The following is a 20,911-nucleotide window of genomic DNA, read 5'->3' on the forward strand; positions in this document are numbered from 1 at the left end:
ATGGCACGGCTTCCCCTCACCTTCGCCTGCGGCGACTACGACCGCACGCGCGCCCTCGAAGAGGGCACGGTCCGCCCCGACGGCATCGAGCTGACGTATCTGCGGCTGCCCGTCGAGGAGACCTTCTTCCGGATGATGCGCCACCAGGAGTTCGAGGTGGCGGAGATGTCGCTGTCCTCGTACGTGGTGTCCCTGCGCACCGACCCCTCACCCTTCGTGGCCCTGCCGGTCTTCACCTCGCGCATGTTCCGCCACGGCGCGCTGTACTGCCACGCCGACTCCGGCATCAACAGCCCCGAGGACCTGCGCGGCAAGCGGATCGGCACCCCCGAGTACCAGCTGACCGCCTGCGTGTGGATGCGCGGCATCCTCGGCGACCGGCACGACGTGCCCTTCGACTCGGTCGGCTATCTCACCGGCGGCCAGGAGACCCCGGGCCGCATCGAGAAGGCGGGCGTCGACCTGCCGGACTCGCTGCGCATCAGCCGCATCCCCGAGGACCGCACCCTGGCGCACATGCTCGCGGAGGGCGAGATCGACGCGCTGTGCACGCCCCGCGTGCCGAGCCCGTTCGTCGCCGGGGACCCGCGGGTGCGCCGGGTGTTCCCGGACGTCGTCGCGGCCGAGAAGGAGTACTACGCGGCGACGAACATCTTCCCGATCATGCACGTCGTGGTGATCCGCCGGGACGTCTACGAACGCCACCGCTGGGTCGCGCAGTCCCTGTACAAGGCGCTGCTGGCGGCGAAGGAGGCCGCCTACGAGAGCCTCTACGACACCTCGGCCCTGCGCTTCATGCTGCCCTGGCTGACTCCCCAGCTGGAGGAGGCGCGGTCCCTGATGGGCCGGGACTACTGGTCCTACGGACTCGAGGGCAACCGCGCGACCCTGTCGACCTTCCTGCGCTACCACCACGAACAGGGACTGTCGGCGCGGCGGTGGGAGCCCGAGGAACTGTTCGCCCCCGAGTCGCTGGAGGCGGCGGTCATCTGACGGGGCGTCCGCGCACGTGCCGCCCGCTCAGCCGGTGGGCGGCAGCGTGCTCCTCGCGGCCTCGACGAAGTCCGCGACCAGGGGGGTGCGCCGGTCGTCGTCCCAGGCGAGGGCCACCTGGCCGCCCGGGACGTCGGTGACGGGGACATGGGCGATGTCCGCCCGGGGGAAGACGGCCGCGACCGGCCTCGGCACCAGTGCCACACCGCGCCCCGCGCTGACGTACATCATGAGTTCCTCCATGTCGTGGAAGAACGGGCCGGGCAGGGCCCTGGTGCCGTCAGGGCGCGGGTCGCCGTTCCAGACGGCCGACCAGCCCGGCTCCGCGTCGGCGTACTGCAGCAGCGGCTCGTCCAGGACCGCCGCGAGGTCCGTCGCGTCCCGGACCGCCAGGGGATGACCGGCCGGCAGGACCACGCTGAGCCGTTCCCGGTACAGCGGCAGCACACTCAGCCGCTCCGAGCCGAGGGGCAGCCGTACGAAACCGATGTCGACGTCGCCGTCGAGGATCGCCCGCGTCTGGGTCCACCAGCGCATGCGGACCAGCTCGACGATCACGTCCGGGTGGCGCGCCGAGAACTCGTGCAGCGGTGTGGCGGCGTCCGTGCCGAGCATGAAGCCGACCGTCAGGGAGCGCACGCCGGACCCGATCCGGCGGACCCGGTCCTGGGCTGCCTCCGCGGCCGCCAGCAGGTCCTTGGCATCGTGCAGCAACTGCTGGCCCGCGGGCGTCAGCACCACGTCCCGGCTGCTGCGGATGAGCAGAGCGGTGCCGAGGTCGTGCTCCAGCTGCTGGATCTGGCGCGAGAGCGCGGGCTGGGTGACATGCAGTGCGAGCGCCGCCTGCCCGAAGTGCAGCCGTTCGGCCACCGCCACGAACGAGCGGAGCCTGCGCAAATCCAGATCTGCCGACCCGCCTCGCATCTCATCCGCCCGTCTTTCTGCGTCGATGCCGTGTGCTCATCGAAGGCCTCAGGAGAGGCATTGGACCCGTGCGCCACCACGGCGGAGACTCGGAGCACGTACCGCAGAAAGCCCAGGCCCCGCAGCGACACGCCCTTCTCAGCAGTCTAGGAGCCGCCACTCCGCAGGGCTCCCGGTACGGAGAGAGGCGCCGCTCGCTGCCCGGCCCCGCACCCTTGGAGCTCCCTATGCGTGCTGCCGTAGCCACCGGGGTGGACGCCCCGCTCACGCTCACCGACCTCGACGTCCCCCAGCCCGGCACCGGCGAGGTCCTCGTCAAGGTGACCGCGTGCGGCGTCTGCTACTCGGACCTGAACCTGCTCCGCGGCCACTACCCCTTCGCCCGCTTCCCCGTCGTGCCCGGCCACGAGATCACCGGGGTGGTGACGGCCGTGGGCGAGGGCGTGACCTTCCCCGAGGTGGGCAGCGCCGTGGGAGCCCAGTTCCTCTACGACTCCTGCGGCCACTGCGACTACTGCGTGCGCGGCGACCAGATCCTGTGCCCGCGCAAGCGGATCACCGGTGTCGTGGCCGACGGCGGCTATGCCGAGTACGCGCTGCTGAAGGCGGGCTACGTCACGCCGCTGCCGCCCGGCCTCGACCCCGTCGCCGCCGCCCCGCTGATGTGCGCGGGGATCACCGCGTTCAACGGGCTGCGGCAGGGCGGCGCCCGCCCCGGCTCCCGGATCGCCGTCATCGGCGCCGGAGGCATCGGTGCGCTCGCCATCCGGTACGCCGTCGCCATGGGCGCCCGCGTCGCAGTGGTCGGCCGCTCGCCGCGCGGCGAGGAGCAGGCGAAGGCACTCGGTGCCGAGCGGTACGTCGCGACTTCCGAGACCGACCCGGCCGAGGCCCTGAAGGCCTGGGACGGCGGCGCGGACCTGATCCTGAACGCCGCGCCGTCGACCGACGCGGCCGCGGCCACCCTCGGCGGCCTGGCCCCCGACGGCACCCTGCTGCTGTGCGGCTACGGGGCGCAGCCGCTGGTCCTGCCCACCCAGCCCATGGTCCTCAACCGGTTGCACGTGGCGGCCAACCCGTCCGGCTCGCCGCACGACCTGCGCGACACCCTCGGCTTCTCCGCCGCGCACGGCATCCTGCCCGATGTCATGCCGATCACCCTCGACGAGGCCCCCGCCACCCTCGACGCGATGGGCGCGGGCACCGCCCACGGCCGCAGCGTCATCGCCTTCGCCTGACCGCACCCGTCCCACCGTTCCAAGGAGCACGAGATGCCGTACGTCATCCTGGTCACCGGTGCCTCCAGCGGCTTCGGCGCGCTGACCGCCCGCGCCCTCGCCGACGCCGGGCACACGGTCTACGCCGGCATACGCCGGACCACCGGACGCAACGCCCCGGCCGTCGCCGACGTCCGGGCCTACGCCGACGAGCACGGGGTCCGGCTGCGCCCGGTCGAGCTCGACGTCTCCGCTCAGGACTCCGTCGACGCCGCCGTCGCCGCCATCAGCTCCGAGGCGGGCGATGTCGACGTCGTGGTCCACAACGTCGGCCATATGGTGCTCGGCCCCGCCGAGTCCTTCACCCCGGAGCAGATCGCCCAGATCTACGACACCAACGTGGTCTCGACCCAGCGGGTCAACCGCGCCGTGCTGCCGCAGATGCGCAAGCGCCGCGACGGACTGCTGGTGTGGGTCGGCTCCTCGAGCACCTACGGCGGCACGCCCCCGTACCTCGGGCCCTACTTCGCCGCCAAGGGCGCCATGGACCACCTCGCGAAGAGCTACGCCGTGGAGCTGTCCCGGTTCGGCGTCGACAGCGCGATCGTCGTCCCCGGCTCGTTCACCTCCGGCACCAACCACTTCGCCCACGCCATGCACCCCGAGGACACGGCCACCGCGGAGGCGTACGAGACCTACTACGCCGGTCTGATGGACGACGTGGGCAAGCGTCTCGCGGCACTGGCGCCGCCGGACGCCGACGTGCGGGAGGTGGCCCGGGCCATCGTCACCATCGTCGGCACCCCCAAGGGCAGCAGGCCCTTCCGGACCACCATCGACCCGGCCGACGACGGCTCCGAGGCGGTCAGCGACGTCGCGGACCGGATCCGTGCCGACTTCTACGAGCGGATCGGCTTCACCGACCTGCTCACCACGCGCACGGCCGACTGACCGGCAGCCCCGCTCAGGGGGCGGCCACCGCGTCCGGCCGGGCGACCACCAGGGTCTTGAGCGGGGTGCCCGGGTCGCCCGCCCCGTCCGGCGGGACGGTCGCCCCCTGCCCGAGCGCCCGGCGCACGGCCATGTAGTCGGCAGGACTGTTGACGGCGTCCACCGCCAGCAGTTCGCCCCCGCGGTAGTACAGGACCGAGAACCGCTCGTCGGCCGGCTCACCCCGCACGACGTACTCGTCGTACCCCGTCGACAGCCCGGCGATCTGCAGTTTCAGGTCGCCCTGGAACGACCAGAACCAGGGCACCGCCCGCGCCGGCTCGGGCCGGCCGAGCAGCGTGGCGGCGGCGGCCGTGGCCTGCGCCACGGCGTTCTGCACGGACTCCAGCCGCACCCGCCCCAGGCCGGTGAGGGGATGCGGCTGGACCGTGCAGTCACCGGCCGCGGCGACATGGGGATTGCTCGTGCGGGCGCAGGAGTCGACGACGATGCCCCCGTCGCACTCGAGCCCCAGCTGCTCGGCGAGTTCGGTACGGGGGACGACGCCGACCCCGACCAGGACGAGGTCGGCGGGCAGGGCGGTGCCGTCGCTCAGCCGTACCGCGCTCACACGCCCGTCCACGCCCTCGAAGCCGGTGACACCGGTCGACAGCAGGACCCGGGTGCCGCGCCGCCGGTGGGCGTGCAGATAGAACCCGGAGACCACGGGGGCCACCGCGCGCGCGATCAGCCGCTCGGCCGCCTCGACCACGGTGACGTCCTTGCCGAGGGCGCGCGCCACGGCGGCCGCCTCCAGCCCGATGAAGCCGCCGCCCACGACCACGACACGGGAGGCGCAGCCCAGCCGGGCCCGCAGTTCGGACGCGTCGTCGCGGTCGCGCAGGTAGCAGACACCGGTGAGGTCGGCGCCGGGGACGCCGAGCCTGCGGGGCCCGGCGCCCACGGTGAGGGCGAGCCGGTCGAAGGACAGGGTGCGTCCGCCCTCCGTGGTCGCGACACCGGAGCCGGGCCGGCCCGAGGCCGAGAGCGATGTCGCGACGACGCGCTCACCGCTGACGAGCCCGATCCCCGCGTCCGCGTAGTAGGAGGGAGCACGGAAGGCCAGCGAGTCGGCGTCCGCCGCACCGCTCAGGAACTCCTTGGACAGCGGGGGCCGCTGATAGGGGGCATGGTGCTCCTCGCCCACCAGCATGATCGGCCCCGTGTCTCCCAAATGCCTGAGGGAGACGGCCAGTTGGAGACCGGCCTGGCTGGCGCCGACGATGAGCGTTCCGCCTGTCATTGGGTGGCCCCTCTCGACCGATTAATGTCATACCATTATACCAAGCCTTCAAGAGGCGCTAACCGGCCACGGGGTAGGCGGGTGCACTCGGGACCAAGTGTCGACACCAAGCGTCCCGTGCGGGGATTGGAGCGCCGGGCGGTCGGTATGCGACCGGGTGGCCGCGCGAGCGAGCGGGCGCGCGCCGCCACTGTCGGTGCATCCCAGGGGTGATCTGATTCAAGTTCCGCTCCGTTGCAGCTCAGAGTCCCTACGGGGAACGGTGGACCGCTGTGGGGGCGGGAGGGCGGGGCGATCCGGTCGCGTCGCCCGCCGACGCAACAGTGTGGACGTCTGCCGGTAACCCCCTGGACATGGGGTGGTGCTGCTGCTTGAATCCGAGTGTCGACACTTCGCCACGGCGGCGGTCGTCGACCCCGTCCCGGAGGAGGTATCCGTGAACCTTCCACGACGAAAACTGGTCGTCGAGGATCTGAGGCTCGGTCACTGGTCGCGGCGGTCCGGCGCGTTCTCGCTCGCCTGTGACGGGCTGAGCTTCGAGGTCGCCGAGAACGAGTTCGTGGCCATCGTGGGTCCCAGCGGCTGCGGCAAGACCACGTTCCTGACGGCACTGGCGGGGCTCACCCCGGTGACCTCGGGCCGGCTGGAGCTGAACGGCGAGCAGATCCAGGGCCCCGCGCCCGACCGCTCGCTGGTCTTCCAGCACGCCGCGCTCTTCCCGTGGCGTGACGTCGCCGCCAACATCGAGTTCGGTCTCAAGGCGCAGAAGCGCCTCGACGACCGGGGCAGGAAGCGCGTCGCCGAGCTGATCGAGCTGGTCGGGCTCACGGGCAAGGAGGACAAGTACCCGCGCGAGCTGTCCGGCGGCATGAGCCAGCGGGTCAACCTCGCCCGCGCGCTCGCCACCGACCCCGATCTGCTGCTGCTCGACGAGCCGTTCTCCGCCCTCGACGCGCAGACGCGCGAGCTGATGCAGGACGAGCTGACCCGCATCTGGCAGGCGGACGGCGCCGGCACGGGCAAGACCGCGATCTTCGTGACCCACGACGTCCCCGAGGCGGTCTTCCTCGCCGACCGCGTCGTCGTCCTCTCCAGCGGCCCCGCCCACCTCGTCGAGGTCGTCGACGTCGACCTGCCGCGCCCGCGGCGCTCGGACATCAAGCGGACACCCGAATTCCAGGAGATCCACGACTACATCCTCGGGCTGGTGATGAGCCAGACCCAATCCGGTCGAAGGGCGATGGACCATGACAGCAACGCAACTGTCGTCGGATAGCGTCCGCACGCGGGACGTGTCGGCCCGCAGCGGACGGCGCACGCTGGGCAGCCGCTACCAGAACCTGATCCTCGGCGTCGTCGGCCTGGCCGTGGTCCTCGCCGCGTGGCAGATCTGCGCCGCGACCGGCTTCGTCGACGAGAACTTCAGCAGTTCGCCCTCGGGCGCCTTCACCGCGCTCGTCGACTCGATCCGCACCGGCAGCGTCTGGGACCCGCTGGGCTCCACCCTGGAGATCGTGGCCTGGGGCATGCTCATCTCGATCGTCGTGGGCATCCCCGCAGGACTGCTGATCGGCCGCAACAACGTGCTCCACGGCCTGACCGATCCCCTGATCAGCATCATGTACTCGGTTCCCTACGTCGTCTTCCTGCCGATGCTCATCTTCTGGTTCGGCATCGACACGAACGCCCGCATCGTCATCGTCGTGTGGAGCGCCCTCTTCCCACTGCTGATCAACGTCATCGCGGGCGCCCGCAACCTGGAGTCCAGCCATATGCAGGTCGCCCGGGTGTTCTGCGCCTCGCGGCTGACGACCCTGCGCTCGGTCGCCTTCCCCGCGACCCTGCCGTACATCCTCGCCGGCATACGGCAGGCGGTCGGCCGCGCGCTGATCGGTGCCATCGTCGCCGAGCTGTTCATGGGCTCCGCGGGCCTCGGCTACCAAGTCCAGCTGCAGACCTCGAACTTCGACATGGACGACGCCATGGCCTCGATCGCGGTGATCGCCGTGGTGGCCATCGTGCTCACCCGCGGCGTCGGCTACCTGGAGCGCCGCTTCACCTTCTGGTCGGGCACGGACTGAGGAGACGAACCGCCCATGCGTATCGCCACACCGCTGACCGCCGCCCTCGGAGCCGCGCTGTTCCTGGCCGTGTCGGGCTGCGCCGTGACGCCGACGGCCTCCGTGCAGAAGTCCAGCATGAAGATGACGATCGGCTACACGGCGATCGGCGCCGCCTACTCCGACCTCTACATCTGCCAGGACAAGGGCGTCTTCCGCAAGAACGGCCTCGACGTCAAGCTCACCCTGCTCAACAGCTCCTCGCAGCTCGTCGCCGCCCTGGTCAGCAACAGCGTGCAGGTGGGCGTGGGAGCCACCACCTCGACGGCGGCCGGCGCCATGAACCTCAAGGGCGTCGACCTGCGGTACATCGCCCTGCCCATCAACCGCTACTACCTGGAGATGTGGGGCAAGAAGTCGGTCCGGCCCGGCGACGGCGTCAAGGGACTGAAGATCGGCCTGAGTTCACCCGGCTCGCTGGGTGACGCGGCGGTCGACTCGCTCGTCCGGCACAACGGCTGGAAGCAGGGCGACGTCCACAAGGTCTTCCTCAAGAGCACCCCGGCCGAGGTCTCCGCACTGGAGAACGGCGCGGTCGACGCGATCGTCACCCAGCCGCCCACGGGCACGAAGACCCGCCAGAAGGGCTTCAAGAAGATCATGGACTTCACCGGCCTGCCCGCCGCGGCCAACGCCTACACGGTCAAGTCCGACTACCTGAAGGTCAACCGCAAGGCCGTGGCCGCGTTCGTGAAGTCCGAGACCGAGTGCCTGGCCATGCTCCACAACGACAGGGCCGCGGCGGTGGCGAGCATCATGAAGCACAGCGGCGTCGACGACAAGGCGCTCGCCGAGTACTCGTACGACTTCTTCGACCGCCTGTGGGCCAGGACGCCCCGGGTCGATCCCGCCCTGGTCCACGACGCGTTCGCCGCCACCGTGGCCAAGGGCGTCGGAACGATGCCGAAGGACACCGGGATCTTCATCGACAACTCCTACGTCGACGAGGTGCAGAAGTCCGGCTTCATCGCCTCGCTGTACCGATGAGGCCCCCGTGCGCCGCCCGCCCGGCGGGCCGGCGCCCCGAGAAACGACAGGGAGGCGAGGGACGTGACGTCACTCGATGACATCCACGACCTGCGAGACTGGCTGGAACTCGCCGACAAGCTCGGCGAGGTGAGAACGATCGCGGGCGCCCACTGGGACCTGGAGATCGGCGCCGCCTCCGAGGTCAACTACAAACGGCCCTCGCCACCCGCGCTGCTCTTCGACGACATCGTCGGCCACCGTCCGGGCCGGCGCGTCCTCACCGCCTCCATGGGCAACGCGCGCCGCCTGGGCATGACCCTCAGGCTCGGCACCGACCTCGACGACCGCACCCTGGTCGAGGCGCTGCGCACCAAGCCGGGGGAGTGGGCGGCGAACGCCTCCCGGTACCCCGTACGCGAGGTGCCGACCGGACCGGTCCGCGAGAACGTCCTGCGCGACGGGGAGATCGACCTCCTGGACTTCCCGGTGCCCAAGTGGCACGAGGGGGACGGCGGCCGCTACATCGGCACCGGCTGCGCGGTGTTCACCACCGACCCCGAGACCGGCACCCTCAACGCGGGCGCCTACCGGATGCAGGTGCAGCACGACGGCCGCGCGGCCAGCATCAACATCGAGGCCGGCAAGCACGGGGCCGCACACGTCCGGGCCTGGTTCGCCCGTGAGGGCCGCGCCCCGGTCACCGCCTCCCTCGGCCACGACCCGCTGCTCCTGGTCGTCGCCGGCACCGAAGTGCCCGCCGGAACCTCCGAGTTGGAGTACACGGGCGCGATCCTCGGCCGCCCCGTCGACGTGATCCGCGGCGAGGTCACCGGACTGCCGGTCCCGGCCGCCGCCGAGCTCGCCGTCGAGGGCTGGCTGCGCCCCGGGCGGCGCGAACCCGAGGGCCCCTTCGGCGAGTGGACCGGCTACTACAGCGGAGGCACCGAAGAGGTGCTCACCCTCGACGTGGAGCGGGTCTACCACCGCGACGACCCCATCCAGCTCGGCGCCCCTCCCGGCAAGCCCCCGCACGACTACTCCTACATGCGCAGCGTGATGAAGTCCGCGATGATCCAGGACGCGCTGGTGCGCGCCGGCCTGCCGGGCGTCGAGGGGGTGTGGGCCCACGAGGCAGGCGGCGGTCGGCAGTTGCTGGCGGTCGCTGTCCACCAGCAGTACGCGGGCCACGCACGCCAGGCCGGATATCTCGCGGCCCAGCTGCCGGCGGCCGCCTACATGAACAAGTTCGTGGTCGTCGTCGACGCCGACGTCGATCCGCGCAGCCTCAACGACGTGGTGTGGGCGATGTGCACGCGCACCGACCCCGCCGAGGACATCGAGACGATGCGTCGCACCTGGGGCAGCCGGGTCGACCCGCTGCGCGAACAGGGCGCCCCGCCCTTCAACACCCGCGCCGTCATCGACGCCTGCCGGCCCTGGACCCGGCTCGAGCAGTTCCCGAAGGTCGCCGAGGCGAGCCGGGAGCTGCTGGACCGGGTGACCCGGCGCTGGCCCGACGTACTGGGCGGCACATGGTGACGGCGGAAGCGGCACCCCCCACGGTCTCCGGCCGCAACGGGCGCAGGCCCGTCGGCGAGGCGGCCCGCCAGCTCGAACTCGTCCGGACGCTGGGCCGCGGCACCTCCGTGCCCAGCATCGCCGACGAGATCGCGCTGGCCGTCGCCGCGGAGATCATCGAAGGACGTCTGTCGCCCGGCGACGACCTCAACTCGGTCGAACTCGCCCGCTCGTTCAACAGCAGCAGGACCCCGGTGCGCGAAGCGCTGCTGGTGCTGGAGCGGGAGGGCTTCGTCGAGATCACCGCCCGGCGCAGGCCACGCGTCGCCCGGCTGCTGCTGAGCGAGGTCAGGGAGCTGTACAACCTGCGCGCCGAGCTGTACGCCCTGGTCAGCCGCGCCGTCGTACGGACGGCGACCGAGGCGGACCTGGAGACCCTGCGCGGCCACCAGCGCGCGCTGGAGGACGCCGCGGCCGACGGCGACGTGGACCGCTACTTCTGGATCAACGTGCAGTTCCGCACCACCGAGGCGGACATCGCCCGCGACGCCACGCTGCGCCGCGTGCTCGACTCGCTGGGGCTGCGCGCCCTGCAACTGCGCCACCTCAGCCTGTCCCAGCCCGGCCGGCTCGAACCGTCCGTGCGCGACCACGCGCGCCTGCTCCAGGCGTACGAGGACCGGGACGCCGAACTCGCCTCCGCCCTCACCCAGTCCCTGGTGCGGGCCGGATACACGGCGATCGAGCGCTCGGGATGGACCGGAGAAGAACCATGACCGACCTGTTCGACCCACCCGACATCACGGCGAGCGAATCCGAGGCAGAGAACGACATGGCCGTACCCGTCCGCTTCCGGCTCAACCACGAGGACGTCGAGGTCCACGTGCAGGACCCGACCACGCCCCTGCTCGACGTCCTGCGGCTCGAATTGGGGCTGACCGGCACCAAGTCCGGCTGCGCGATCGGGTATTGCGGGGCCTGCACCGTCATCGTCGACGACCGTGCCGTGCCGTCCTGCCTGCAGATGGTCGGCCTCGTCGAGGGCCGCGACGTGCGCACCGTCGAGGACCTCGGCGGAGCCGGCGGACTCGACCCCGTGCAGCGGGCCTTCGTGAAGTGCTCCGGCCTCCAGTGCGGCTTCTGCACACCCGGGCACGTGATGGCCCTGCGCGCCCTGCTCGACGAGGACCCCGACCCGGGCGAGGAACGCCTCAGGGAGACCGTCGACGGCAACTACTGCCGCTGCACCGGCTATGTGAAGATCCTCGACTCCGCGCGCGAGGCCGTCGCCCTGCACCGGGCCGCGGCCTCGGAGGAGGTGCACTGATGTCCACCGCCGAACTGCCCCTCGACCTCGGCCGGGAGATCCTCCCCGCCGTCATCGGCACCCCCGTCGAACGCATCGACGCCGTTGAGAAGGTCACCGGCCGCGCGGTGTTCGCCGGGGACAACTGGCTGCCGCGCATGCTGCACGGCGCCGTCGTCCGCTCCCCGCACGCCTCGGCCCGCATCGTGTCCGTCGACACCTCGCGCGCCGAGCGGCTGCCCGGAGTGCACGCCGTGATCACCGGAGCGGACACCGCCGGCGTCAAGTGGGGCGCCTTCCGGCCCGACCTGTACCCGCTCGCCGCCGACCGGGTCCGGTACGTCGGCGACGAGGTCGCCGCGGTCGCCGCACGCGACCCCGAGACCGCGCGGCGGGCGGCCGAACTGATCCGGGTCGACTACGAGGTCCTCCCGGCCGTCCTCGGCCTGGACGAGGCCCTCGCCGACGGCGCACCCCTCGTCCACGACGACGCGCCCGGCAACCTCGCCCACGAGTTCGGCTTCGACCGGGGCGGCGTGGAGGACTGGTTCGGGCGCAGCGACGTCGTCGTGGAGGGCACCTGGCAGACCGCCCGCCAGTGGCACGGCTCCATCGAGACCATCGGCTGCACCGCCGAGTGGTCGCAGGACCGGGTCAGCCTGTGGGTCAACACCCAGACTCCGTTCCTCGCCCGCCAGCGCTACGCCACCGCGCTCGGCCTGCCGCTGCGGGCCGTCCGGGTCGTCCAGACCGAGATCGGCGGTGGGTTCGGCGGCAAGTCCGGCGACGACAACACCTCCGTCATCTGCGCGATCCTCGCCCGCAAGGCCGGGCGGCCGGTGCAACTGGTCAACACCCGCGAGGAGGAGTTCCTCGCCGGCCGGCCGCGCATCCCGATGCGCTACACCGTCCGGCTCGGCTTCACCGCTGACGGCCTGGTCACCGCGAAGGACATCCAGGTGATCGCCGACAACGGCGCCTACACCGGCAAGGCCCAGGCCGTCCTCGGCGCGGCGACCGTACGGCACGACGCGCTGTTCAACTACCGTGCCGTACGCGCCCGTTCGCGGCTCGTGTACACCAACCTCGAACCGACCGGCGCCTTCCGCGGCTTCGGCAACCCCTCTGCGGACTGGGCCGTCGGCCAGGCCTGGGACCTGGCGGCGGGGAAGCTCGGCATCGAGGTCCCGGACCTCTTCCTGCTCAACGCCGTCGAGTCCGGCAGCGTCTCCCCGCACAACCACAAGATCACCAGCTGCGAACTCAAGCAGTGCATCAGCAAGGCCGCCAAGGCCATCGACTGGGAGGCGAAGCGGGCCGCCCGCACGCCGAACCGGGGCCTCGCGATGGGCGTCAGCGTGCACGTCTCCGGCCGCCGCAGCTTCGGCGACTACGACGGCAGCTCCGCCATCGTCCGGCTGACGGAGGACGGACGCGCCACCGTCATCGTCGGCGAGGGCGAGATCGGCACCGGAGCCCGCACCACCCTCGCCCAGATCGCCGCCGCCGAACTCGGCCTGCCGGTCGCGGACATCTCCGTGACCCGCCCGGACACCGACCTGGCCACCCACGCCCTCGGCGCACTGGCCAGCCGCGTCACCTACGTCGCGGGCAACGCGGTCAAGCGGGCGGCCGAACAGGCATGCCAGGGGCTGCTCGAAGCCGCCGCGCGCCGCCTGGAGCGGCCCGCCGAACAGCTGTGGGTCAAGGACGGCGTCGTCCACGGCCCGGCCGGCCCCGACGGCGAGGGCCCGGTGAGCGCCCCGGTCGGGGTGGTCGTGCGGGCGGAGCTGTACCGCCCGAACGGCATGCCGATCGTAGGCATCGGCTCCTTCGACAACCCCTCCGAGTTCCCCGACCAGAGCCGCTACGGCAACGAGTCGGGCGCCTACAACTTCGTCGCCGAGGCCGCCGAGGTCGAGGTCGACCCGGCGACCGGCGCCGTCACCGTCCTGGAGCTCGCCGCGGTCGTCGACTGCGGCACCGTCCTCAATCCGCCGCTGGCCGAGGGCCAGGTCGAGGGCGCGGTGGCGCAGGGCCTCGGCATGGCCCTGACCGAGCGGTTCGACTGGCGCGACGGCGCCCCCACGCACGCCAACTTCTCCGACTACAAGCTGCCGACGGCGAACGTCATGCCCAAGCTGCACGTCGAGTTCGCCGACTCCTACGAGCCGACAGGACCCTTCGGGGCCAAGGGCGTCGGCGAGATCGCCCTGGACCCGGTGCCCTCGATCATCGCGAGCGCCGTCGCCGACGCGGTCGGCGTCCGCGTCCACGAACTGCCCGTCACCGCCGAGAAGATCTTCTGGGGCATGCAGGAAGGCGAAGCCCGATGACCGCACTCGACTCCACACAGGTGCAGAGCGACACGCTCTCGGCCCCCGCGACCCTGCTGACCCCCCGCACCGCCGACGAGGCGCTGCGGATGCTCGTCGCCGGCGACACGGCGGTCCTCGGCGGCGGCGTCGGCCACACGCTCGCCCGCCGGGCCCGGCGCACCTCGGCGCCCACCGCCTTGGTGTCGGTGGCCGACCTGCCCGGGTTCACCGACATCACCGTGTTCGCCGATCACCTCACCATCGGGGCCGGCACCCGGCTCGACGACTGTGCGGCCGACCGGCGGCTCGCCCGGGCCTGGCCCGTGGTGACCGAGGCGGCGCGCTCCGTCGCCACCGGCCGCATCCGCCGGATGGTCACCCTCGGCGGCAACCTCGCCGCGCTCGACGACAGCCACGACCCGCCCGTCGCCCTCACCGCCGCCGGCGCGACCGTCGTCGTACGCAGCCTCACCGGCAGCCGGACCCTCACCGTCACGGAGCTGGACCGGCTGCGCCCCGGCGAACTGATCGAGCACGTACGTCTCCCGCTGCCCGAGCCACGCACCGGGTCCGCCTACGAGAAGTTCCTCGTGCGCGGCGTCTGGGAGTACGCCTGCGTCAACGTCGCCGCGGTCGTCACCCTGGCCGAGGACGGGACCGTACGCGAACTCTCGCTCGCCGTCGGGTCGGTGGCCGGCGGCCCCGTCGCCGCCGACCTCGCCGAGCTGACCGGCGCCCGCGCCGACCGGCACCTCGTCGAGCGGGCCGCCGACCGCGCGGCCGCCACCACCACGCCCTACGACGACGTCAAGGGCTCCGCCGCCTACAAGACCCGCATGATCGCGGAGTTCTCCCGGCGTGCCCTGACCACCGCGATCCGTCGCGCCGAGACCCCTGCCGGAGGAGACCGATGACCGCCACCGCGATCGACGGGGAGACCCGCGCACGGGACGGCGTCGCGCTGTCGTACACCCGCCGTCCGGGGCCGGAGGGCGCCCCGCGGATCGCCTTCGTGCACAGCCTGGCCCTCGACCGCTCGGTGTGGACCGGGGTGACGGCGGCGCTCGCGGGCCGCGCGGAGACGGTGACCTACGACTGCCGCGGCCACGGCCGCTCGGGCCGCCCCACCGGGCCCTACACCGTCGAGCAGTTCGCGGACGACCTCGCCGACCTCCTGGACCACCTGGGCTGGGCGGACACCGTCGTCGCCGGCTGCTCCATGGGCGGCTGCGTGGCCCAGGCCTTCGCGGCCCGGCATCCCGAACGCACCCGCGGCGCGCTGTTCGTGGACACCACCGCCTGGTACGGGCCCACAGCGCCGGAGGACTGGGCCGCCCGGGCCGCCGCCGCCCGGACGAAGGGCCTCGCGTCGCTGATCCCGTTCCAGCTGACCCGCTGGTTCGGCGACGGCTTCCGCGCGGCCGAGCCCGAGCTGATGGACCGGCTGACGCGGGTGTTCACCGCGAACGACCTCGACTGCTACGAAGCCACCTGCGCCATGCTGGGCCGGGCCGACCTGCGCGACGGCGCGCCCACCGTCCCGCACCCCGCGGCCGTGCTGGTCGGCGAGGACGACAAGGCCACCCCGCCCGAGATGGCCCGCACCCTGGCCCGGCTCGTCGGGGACGGGCCGGCCACCGTGGTGCCGGGCACCCGCCACCTGACACCCCTGGAGAACCCCGGCGTCGTGGTCGAGGCGCTCACGGCGCTGCTCGACCGGGCGGCGGCCGGCGACACGGTCGGAGAACACGCATGAGCGCAACGGTCGTCGTCGACACCCACGCCCACCATGTCGGCACGTACGCCGTCGAACGGATCCGCGACGAGGGCGCCGATCACCAAGTACGCCTCGTCACCCGGGAGATGGCCGGCAAGCCGGTCACCCGGGTCGAGGTCGCGGGCCGCCTCAGCGGACTGCCCCTGCTGCCGCAACTGAGCGACGTGCCGGCCCGGCTGGCCTGGATGGACGCGGCGGGCGTCGACCTCCAGCTGGTCGCCCCCTGGATGGACCTCGCGGGATACGAGCTCGACCCCGACGACGGCCTCTGGCTGGCCCGTGTGCAGAACGACTCCGCGGCCGAACTGCGCGCCACCCACGACCGGTTCCTGACCGCCGCCGCCGTACCGCTGCAGCACCCGCAGCACGCCGCTGCGGAACTGCGGCGCGCGGTCACCGAACTGGGCCATGTGGCCGTGCAGATCGGCGCCCGGGTGGGCGAACTCGGCCTGGACGAACCGTCGTTGGACCCTTTCTGGGACACCGCCGAAGAACTCGGCGTCCCCGTGATCGTGCACCCCGCCGAACTCGACGTGCCCGACCGCAGCCGCCGTCTGTTCCTGCACATCCTGGTCGGCAACCCGTCCGAGACCACCTTCGCGGCGGCCGCGCTGCTGCTCGGCGGCGTGCTCGAGCGCAGGCCCGGACTGCGGGTGCTGCTGGTGCACGGCGGCGGGTTCGTCCCCTACCAGATCGGCCGGCTGCAGCAAGGCTTCACGGCGGCGCCGCCGCAGTTCCGCGCCCGAGGCGGCCGCAGCCCGCGCGATCTGCTCGGACAGCTCTTCTACGACACCGTGCTGCACGACGACGACGCGCTGCGCCATCTGCTGGACTTCGCCGACGGGCATGTCGTGCTCGGCAGCGACTACCCGTTCCCGATGCGTTCGGACCGGCCCGTCGAGGCACTCGACGCGGCCAAGCCCGGCGGCGAGGAGCGCGCGACCGTGCTCGGGGCGGCCCGCCTCCTCGCCACCGGCGGCCTCAGTCCGCGAATCCCGTCCACCCCGACCGCTCCACCGCCTGCAGACCCCGGCGCACGATGGACCGGGTGAGGGCCGCCGCCAGCTCGGCCTCCCGGTCGGTGTACGCCCGCATCAGCCGCCGGTGGTCGGCGACCGACGTGTCCAGCCGGCCCGGCAGCGACAGGCTGAGATGCCGCAGCTGCAGGGTCCTGATCCCGACGGAGTCCAGGACGCCCCGCACGATCTCGTTCGCGGCGAGCCGGGCCTCGGTGTTGCGGAACCCGACGTTGTGCCAGAAGTACCGGTCCAGGTCGCCGTCGGCCGCCGCGTCCTCCAACCGCGTCTGCACGGCGGCGAGTTCACGGAGCTGCTCGTCCGTGCAGTGCTCCACGATGCGCCGGCTCACCAGGCCGTACAGCTCACCGCGGAGCTCGTAGATGTCACGGACCTCCTCGATGCCCAGCCGCCGCACCCGCGGCCGCTTGCGGGCGACGATCTCGACGAGGCCCTCCCGCTCCAGGGTGGCGAGGGCCTCGCGCACCGGCGTCCGGCTGCTGTGGAACCGGCGTGCCAGCTCCACCGAGTTCAGGTCATCGCCCGGCCTGAGCCGACCCTCGATGATCGCCGCCCCGACCTGGACGAGGATCTCGTCCCCGACGCTCTCCAGGTCCTGCGTCCGGCCGAGCACCCGGAGGATCTCCCGCTCGCCCGCCGTCAGCTCGCCGTGGGCGCGTGCCGCCGACGCGGCCGATCCGTTCACCGCCACTTCGGCGCACCACCTCGCTGCTGCATCGTGAAAGGCCCTCCCATGGATCACCAGCCAACCACATCCAGGACCCCCTGGGTCGTCGGCATCACCGGTGCCAGCGGCACACCGTACGCGGCGGCCGTCATCCGGGCCCTGCTCGACGGGGGCGAGGCCGTCGACCTCGTGGTCAGCAGGGCGGCCCGGCTCACGCTGCTCGACGAGACGGGGCAGACCTTCCGCGAGGCGCAGTGGCGCACCGACGTCAAGGCGTTCATCGGACGCGACGCGGGCGACATGGTGGTGTGGAAGGAGAACGACTTCGCCGCGGGACCGTCCAGCGGCAGCTATCCGACCGGAGGCATGCTGGTCGTGCCCGCGACCACGGCCTCCGTCGCCGGTATCGCCGCCGGCCTGAGCAAGGACCTGATCCAGCGGGCCGCCGACGTCACCCTCAAGGAACGTCGGCCGCTGGTCCTCGTGCTGCGCGAGACACCGCTGCGCCGCGTCACCCTCCGGCAGATGGCCGACCTCGCCGACGAGGGAGCGACGGTGCTGCCCGCGTCCCCCGCCTTCTACGCGGGCGCCCGCGACGTCCAGCAGCTGGTCGACTTCGTGGCGGGCAAGGCGCTCGACGCGATCGGCGTCCCGCACACCCTGTACACCCGGTGGACCGGCGAGCTCGGCGCCGGCCGGGCCCGGACGGAGGCGCTCGGTGCGTGAGATCCTGCCGCAGCTGACCGAACTCGCGGGCAGCGGAACGCCGCTCGCCCTCGCGACCGTCGTCGGGGTGCGCGGCAGTGCACCCCGGCAGCCCGGTGCGGTGCTGGCGGTCACGCCCGAGGGCCGGGTGATCGGCAGCGTCTCCGGCGGCTGCGTCGAGTCGGCCGTGTACGAGGCCGCCACCGAGGTCCTGGCGACGGGCCGCGCTCAGCTGCACACGTACGGCATTTCGGACGACGACGCGTTCGCCGTCGGCCTGACCTGCGGCGGCTCGCTGCAGGTACTGATCAGGGCCTACGACCCGCGCCGCGAGGAACTGGCCCGGGTGCTGGACGCCGTGGACCGCGGCGAGCCGGTCGCCCTCGCCACGGTCGTCGGCGGCGCCGCGGCCCTCGGCGCCCAGCTGACCGCGACCGCCGGCGGCACGCAGGGCACGCTGGGCGACCCGGAGCTGGACCGGGCGGCGGCGGACGAGGCCCGCGGGCTGCTCGCCCAGGGCACCACGGCCGTACGGCACATCGGGGCGCGAGGGCAGCGGCGCCGGGACGAGGTCACGCTGTTCGTCCAGGCGTTCCGGCCGCCCGCCCGGATGCTGGTCTTCGGCGCCATCGACTACGCGGCGGCCACCGCGCGGATGGGGGCCTTCCTCGGCTACCGGGTGACGGTGTGCGACGCCCGGCCCGCCTTCGTCACCCCCGACCGCTTCCCGGACGCCGACGAGGTGGTGCGGGCCTGGCCGCACGAGTACCTCACCCGGCAGACGGACATCGACGAACGGACCGTCGTGTGCGTCCTGACGCACGACCCGAAGTTCGACGTGCCGCTGCTGCTCGCCGCCGTGCGCACCAGGGCCGGATACATCGGCGTGATGGGCAGCCGCCGCACCCACCGGGAACGGACGGGCCGGCTGCGCGCCGCGGGCGCCACGCAGGCCGAACTCGCCCGGCTGGCCTCCCCGATCGGCCTGGACCTGGGCGCCCGCACCCCGGAGGAGACGGCCGTGTCGATCGCCGCGGAGATCATCTCGCTGCGCTGGGGAGGCACCGGGCGGCGGCTCGCTGCCCTGACCGGGGACATCCACCGGGCCGCCGCGCCGGGCCTCATTCCCTGAGTGCCGGCACCTCGCCGGTGCCTACGAGCGCATCAGCTGCACGTCCGCCGCACGCACCCACTCCACACGGTGGCCGTACTGGATCTCGTAGTAGAGGTCCTTGCCCCGCACCACCTTGTGCGAGTCGGTGGTGAAGGTGACCGCGTAGTAGTACTCACCCGGCACCACGTCGCCGACCACGTACTTCTGGCCCGCGGGCAGGGTGTACGGCAGCGGGGACACCGACTGCACGGGCACCCCGGCCGGGTAGGCCGACGCCTCCGGGTAGGCGCGCCCGTACACCGGGACGCCGGTCGCGCCCGGCCTGGGAGTCACCACGAATCCGGACGCGTTCACCGCGGTCGGGTGCTTCCTCGGGTTCTTGAACCACGCCTTCTGGCCGAGGTACCAGATCGCCGTCCAGTCGCCGTGGCGGCCGGCGACCGCGTACTGCTGGCCGGTGGAGGCCCGTGCCCCCACGTCGTTGACGTCGATCGTCGAGGCGCCGGTGCCGTGCAGCCCGACGTCCTTGATCAGCGGGGAGCTCTCGTCGTGGTCCGAGTACAGCCGTACCTCGCCGCTGCCGTGCGCCGTGCAGGGCTGGTCCTTGGTGACGCAGCCGGTGTACACGGGCTGGTTGGACGCGTAGTCGGGCAGGATCGTCACCAGCCCGCCGTTCCGGCCGGCCGTGCGCTTGAAGGGGTGGCCCAGCAGATCGAAGTAGTGCCGCCAGTCCCAGTACGGGCCGGGATCGGTGTGCATGCCGGGGATGGACGAGGCCGTGGGCCCCGGCACGTTCTCGTGGCCGAGGATGTGCTGCCGGTCCAGCGGGATGCGGTACTTCGCGGCGAGGTACCGCACCAGCCGCGCCGAGGAGCGGTACATCGCCTCCGTGTACCAGGCGTCCGGCGAGACGAGGAAGCCCTCGTGCTCCAGTCCGATCGACTTGGCGTTGACGTACCAGTTGCCCGCGTGCCAGGCCACGTCCTTGGCCTTCACGTGCTGGGCGATGAACCCGTCCGTGGACCGCAGGGTGTAGTTCCACGACACATAGGTCGGGTCCTGGACCAGGTTGAGCACACCGTCCCAGGTGCCCTCGGTGTCATGGATGACGATGTACTTGATGCTCTGCGACGCGGGACGGTCGCCCAGGTCGTGGTTGCCGTAGTCGTTGTCCCCGAACTCCGCGTACGGCGCCGGGATCCACTCGCAGGACACCGACCTCGGGCACTCGGTGCCCGCGTCCGAGACCGTGCGCAGGCCGGTCTCCTTCAGCTGGGCGGTGTCGGGGGAGAGCCCCGGCCGGGCGGACAGGGCCACCTGCTGGCCCGAGTCCGTGACGCGCTCCTCGCCGGTGCGGATCACGTCGTAGACGTCGTTGGCGTACGCCGCGGCCGTGGCCGTGTCGCCGGCGCCCGAGAAGCGGGCCACCGCGCCGTACCAGTCCGCCGGGTCCGCGCTCAGCTCCTCGCCGAGACCTTTCTGCGCGGCCGCCAGCAGGGCGGCACCGCCCGCCACGTTCGCCGCGGGGTCCGTACGCAGCCGCTCCTCGCTCAGCCCGGTCAGGCCCGCCGCCCTCGGCAGCGTCTTGAGCCGGGCCGGGAGCTCGGACTCCGCCGGGACCCGGGTGTCCGGGTGCAGGGCGGCGCGGGCCGAGTCGCCCCGGGCGTCCTCGGTCCCCTCACCGTGGTGCGAGGAGGCGGCGAGCGCGGTGCGGGCGTCGGTGAGATGCATCGGGCCGTAGCCGCCGCTCACGCTCGGCGCTCCCGCGTGCGTGTCCCAGCGTGACTGCAGATAGGAGACGCCCAGCAGCACGCTCTGCGGCACGTGGTACGCGGCGGACGCCGAGGCGAACGCCGACTGGAGCCGGTCCGCCGCGGAGGACTGGGCGTCGGACGGGGCGGCGCCGAGCAGCGGCAGCACCAGAGCCGCCGTGGCGAGGGCGCCCGCGGTTGTGCGGGCGCGTCTGTGGCCGGATGCGGATGTGGGGTCGGTGGCGGTTCCTCGCAATGCAGC

Annotated in this window: 19 protein-coding genes; 15 read left to right on the plus strand and 4 right to left on the minus strand. The window is 72.5% G+C overall.

The genetic code is table 11. The annotated features are described in order from the left end of the window. Positions 1-993, plus strand: a complete 993-nt coding sequence (locus ACIRPX_RS01935) for an ABC transporter substrate-binding protein (protein WP_404187315.1) — start codon at positions 1-3, stop codon at positions 991-993. A gap of 27 nt (positions 994-1,020) precedes the next feature. On the opposite strand, the gene ACIRPX_RS01940 is transcribed toward ACIRPX_RS01935, so the two are convergent. Beyond that, positions 1,021-1,917 (minus strand): LysR family transcriptional regulator, encoded by an 897-nt coding sequence (locus ACIRPX_RS01940; protein ID WP_404187316.1) that lies wholly within the window; start codon positions 1,915-1,917, stop codon positions 1,021-1,023. Between the two features lie 227 nt (positions 1,918-2,144). Between ACIRPX_RS01940 and ACIRPX_RS01945 the strand changes: the two genes are divergently transcribed. Together ACIRPX_RS01945 and ACIRPX_RS01950 are read left to right on the plus strand one after the other, a co-directional pair. Next, entirely contained in the window at positions 2,145-3,155 is a 1,011-nt protein-coding gene (locus tag ACIRPX_RS01945) for an alcohol dehydrogenase catalytic domain-containing protein (protein WP_404187317.1), read from the plus strand. 33 nt (positions 3,156-3,188) lie between these two features. Continuing rightward, positions 3,189-4,085: an SDR family oxidoreductase gene (locus tag ACIRPX_RS01950; protein WP_404187318.1), complete on the plus strand. Its 897-nt coding sequence runs from the start codon at positions 3,189-3,191 to the stop codon at positions 4,083-4,085. Between the two features lie 13 nt (positions 4,086-4,098). Here the strand turns inward: ACIRPX_RS01950 and ACIRPX_RS01955 are convergent, their stop codons facing one another. Then, positions 4,099-5,367, minus strand: coding sequence for an NAD(P)/FAD-dependent oxidoreductase (locus tag ACIRPX_RS01955; RefSeq protein WP_404187319.1), 1,269 nt, complete (start codon positions 5,365-5,367; stop codon positions 4,099-4,101). 436 nt (positions 5,368-5,803) lie between these two features. Here ACIRPX_RS01955 and ACIRPX_RS01960 point away from each other — a divergent pair, with 436 nt between their 5' ends. The 10 genes from ACIRPX_RS01960 (at position 5,804) to ACIRPX_RS02005 (ending at position 16,427) form a co-directional block, all read left to right on the plus strand. Next, positions 5,804-6,643, plus strand: coding sequence for an ABC transporter ATP-binding protein (locus tag ACIRPX_RS01960; RefSeq protein WP_404187320.1), 840 nt, complete (start codon positions 5,804-5,806; stop codon positions 6,641-6,643). After that, complete coding sequence (locus ACIRPX_RS01965) at positions 6,615-7,448, plus strand: ABC transporter permease (RefSeq protein ID WP_404187321.1); 834 nt, start codon at positions 6,615-6,617, stop codon at positions 7,446-7,448. Before ACIRPX_RS01960 ends, ACIRPX_RS01965 begins: the two co-directional genes overlap by 29 nt. Positions 7,449-7,463: 15 nt before the next feature. Further along, complete coding sequence (locus ACIRPX_RS01970; RefSeq protein ID WP_404187322.1) at positions 7,464-8,474, plus strand: ABC transporter substrate-binding protein; 1,011 nt, start codon at positions 7,464-7,466, stop codon at positions 8,472-8,474. Between the two features lie 63 nt (positions 8,475-8,537). Then, complete coding sequence (locus ACIRPX_RS01975; protein WP_404187323.1) at positions 8,538-9,995, plus strand: UbiD family decarboxylase; 1,458 nt, start codon at positions 8,538-8,540, stop codon at positions 9,993-9,995. Further along, positions 9,989-10,750, plus strand: coding sequence for a GntR family transcriptional regulator (locus ACIRPX_RS01980; RefSeq protein ID WP_404187324.1), 762 nt, complete (start codon positions 9,989-9,991; stop codon positions 10,748-10,750). Before ACIRPX_RS01975 ends, ACIRPX_RS01980 begins: the two co-directional genes overlap by 7 nt. Continuing rightward, a complete protein-coding gene (locus ACIRPX_RS01985) occupies positions 10,747-11,301 on the plus strand; it encodes a (2Fe-2S)-binding protein (protein ID WP_404187325.1) in 555 nt (184 codons plus the stop codon). The genes ACIRPX_RS01980 and ACIRPX_RS01985 overlap by 4 nt, the downstream gene beginning before the upstream one ends. After that, on the plus strand, positions 11,301-13,616 hold the full coding sequence (locus tag ACIRPX_RS01990) for a xanthine dehydrogenase family protein molybdopterin-binding subunit (protein WP_404187326.1): 2,316 nt from the start codon (positions 11,301-11,303) through the stop codon (positions 13,614-13,616). The genes ACIRPX_RS01985 and ACIRPX_RS01990 overlap by 1 nt, the downstream gene beginning before the upstream one ends. Next, entirely contained in the window at positions 13,613-14,512 is a 900-nt protein-coding gene (locus tag ACIRPX_RS01995) for an FAD binding domain-containing protein (RefSeq protein ID WP_404187327.1), read from the plus strand. Before ACIRPX_RS01990 ends, ACIRPX_RS01995 begins: the two co-directional genes overlap by 4 nt. Then, complete coding sequence (locus ACIRPX_RS02000) at positions 14,509-15,354, plus strand: alpha/beta fold hydrolase (RefSeq protein WP_404187328.1); 846 nt, start codon at positions 14,509-14,511, stop codon at positions 15,352-15,354. Before ACIRPX_RS01995 ends, ACIRPX_RS02000 begins: the two co-directional genes overlap by 4 nt. Then, complete coding sequence (locus ACIRPX_RS02005; RefSeq protein ID WP_404187329.1) at positions 15,351-16,427, plus strand: amidohydrolase family protein; 1,077 nt, start codon at positions 15,351-15,353, stop codon at positions 16,425-16,427. The genes ACIRPX_RS02000 and ACIRPX_RS02005 overlap by 4 nt, the downstream gene beginning before the upstream one ends. On the opposite strand, the gene ACIRPX_RS02010 is transcribed toward ACIRPX_RS02005, so the two are convergent. Next, positions 16,357-17,103, minus strand: coding sequence for a GntR family transcriptional regulator (locus tag ACIRPX_RS02010; RefSeq protein WP_404187330.1), 747 nt, complete (start codon positions 17,101-17,103; stop codon positions 16,357-16,359). The two genes, ACIRPX_RS02005 and ACIRPX_RS02010, sit on opposite strands and share 71 nt — an antisense overlap. Before the next feature lie 42 nt (positions 17,104-17,145). On the opposite strand from ACIRPX_RS02010, the gene ACIRPX_RS02015 reads away from it, so the two are divergent. Together ACIRPX_RS02015 and ACIRPX_RS02020 are read left to right on the plus strand one after the other, a co-directional pair. Continuing rightward, on the plus strand, positions 17,146-17,805 hold the full coding sequence (locus tag ACIRPX_RS02015; protein ID WP_404187331.1) for a UbiX family flavin prenyltransferase: 660 nt from the start codon (positions 17,146-17,148) through the stop codon (positions 17,803-17,805). Further along, positions 17,798-18,916 carry an XdhC family protein gene (locus tag ACIRPX_RS02020; protein WP_404187332.1) on the plus strand — a complete coding sequence of 373 codons (1,119 nt, stop codon included), beginning with the start codon at positions 17,798-17,800 and terminating at the stop codon, positions 18,914-18,916. Before ACIRPX_RS02015 ends, ACIRPX_RS02020 begins: the two co-directional genes overlap by 8 nt. Positions 18,917-18,937: 21 nt before the next feature. On the opposite strand, the gene ACIRPX_RS02025 is transcribed toward ACIRPX_RS02020, so the two are convergent. Further along, positions 18,938-20,905, minus strand: coding sequence for an N-acetylmuramoyl-L-alanine amidase (locus ACIRPX_RS02025; protein ID WP_404187333.1), 1,968 nt, complete (start codon positions 20,903-20,905; stop codon positions 18,938-18,940). Between the last annotated feature and the right edge of the window lie 6 nt (positions 20,906-20,911).

The sequence above is a fragment of the Streptomyces sp. NPDC101225 genome (genome assembly GCF_044767585.1).
GTDB lineage: Bacteria > Actinomycetota > Actinomycetes > Streptomycetales > Streptomycetaceae > Streptomyces.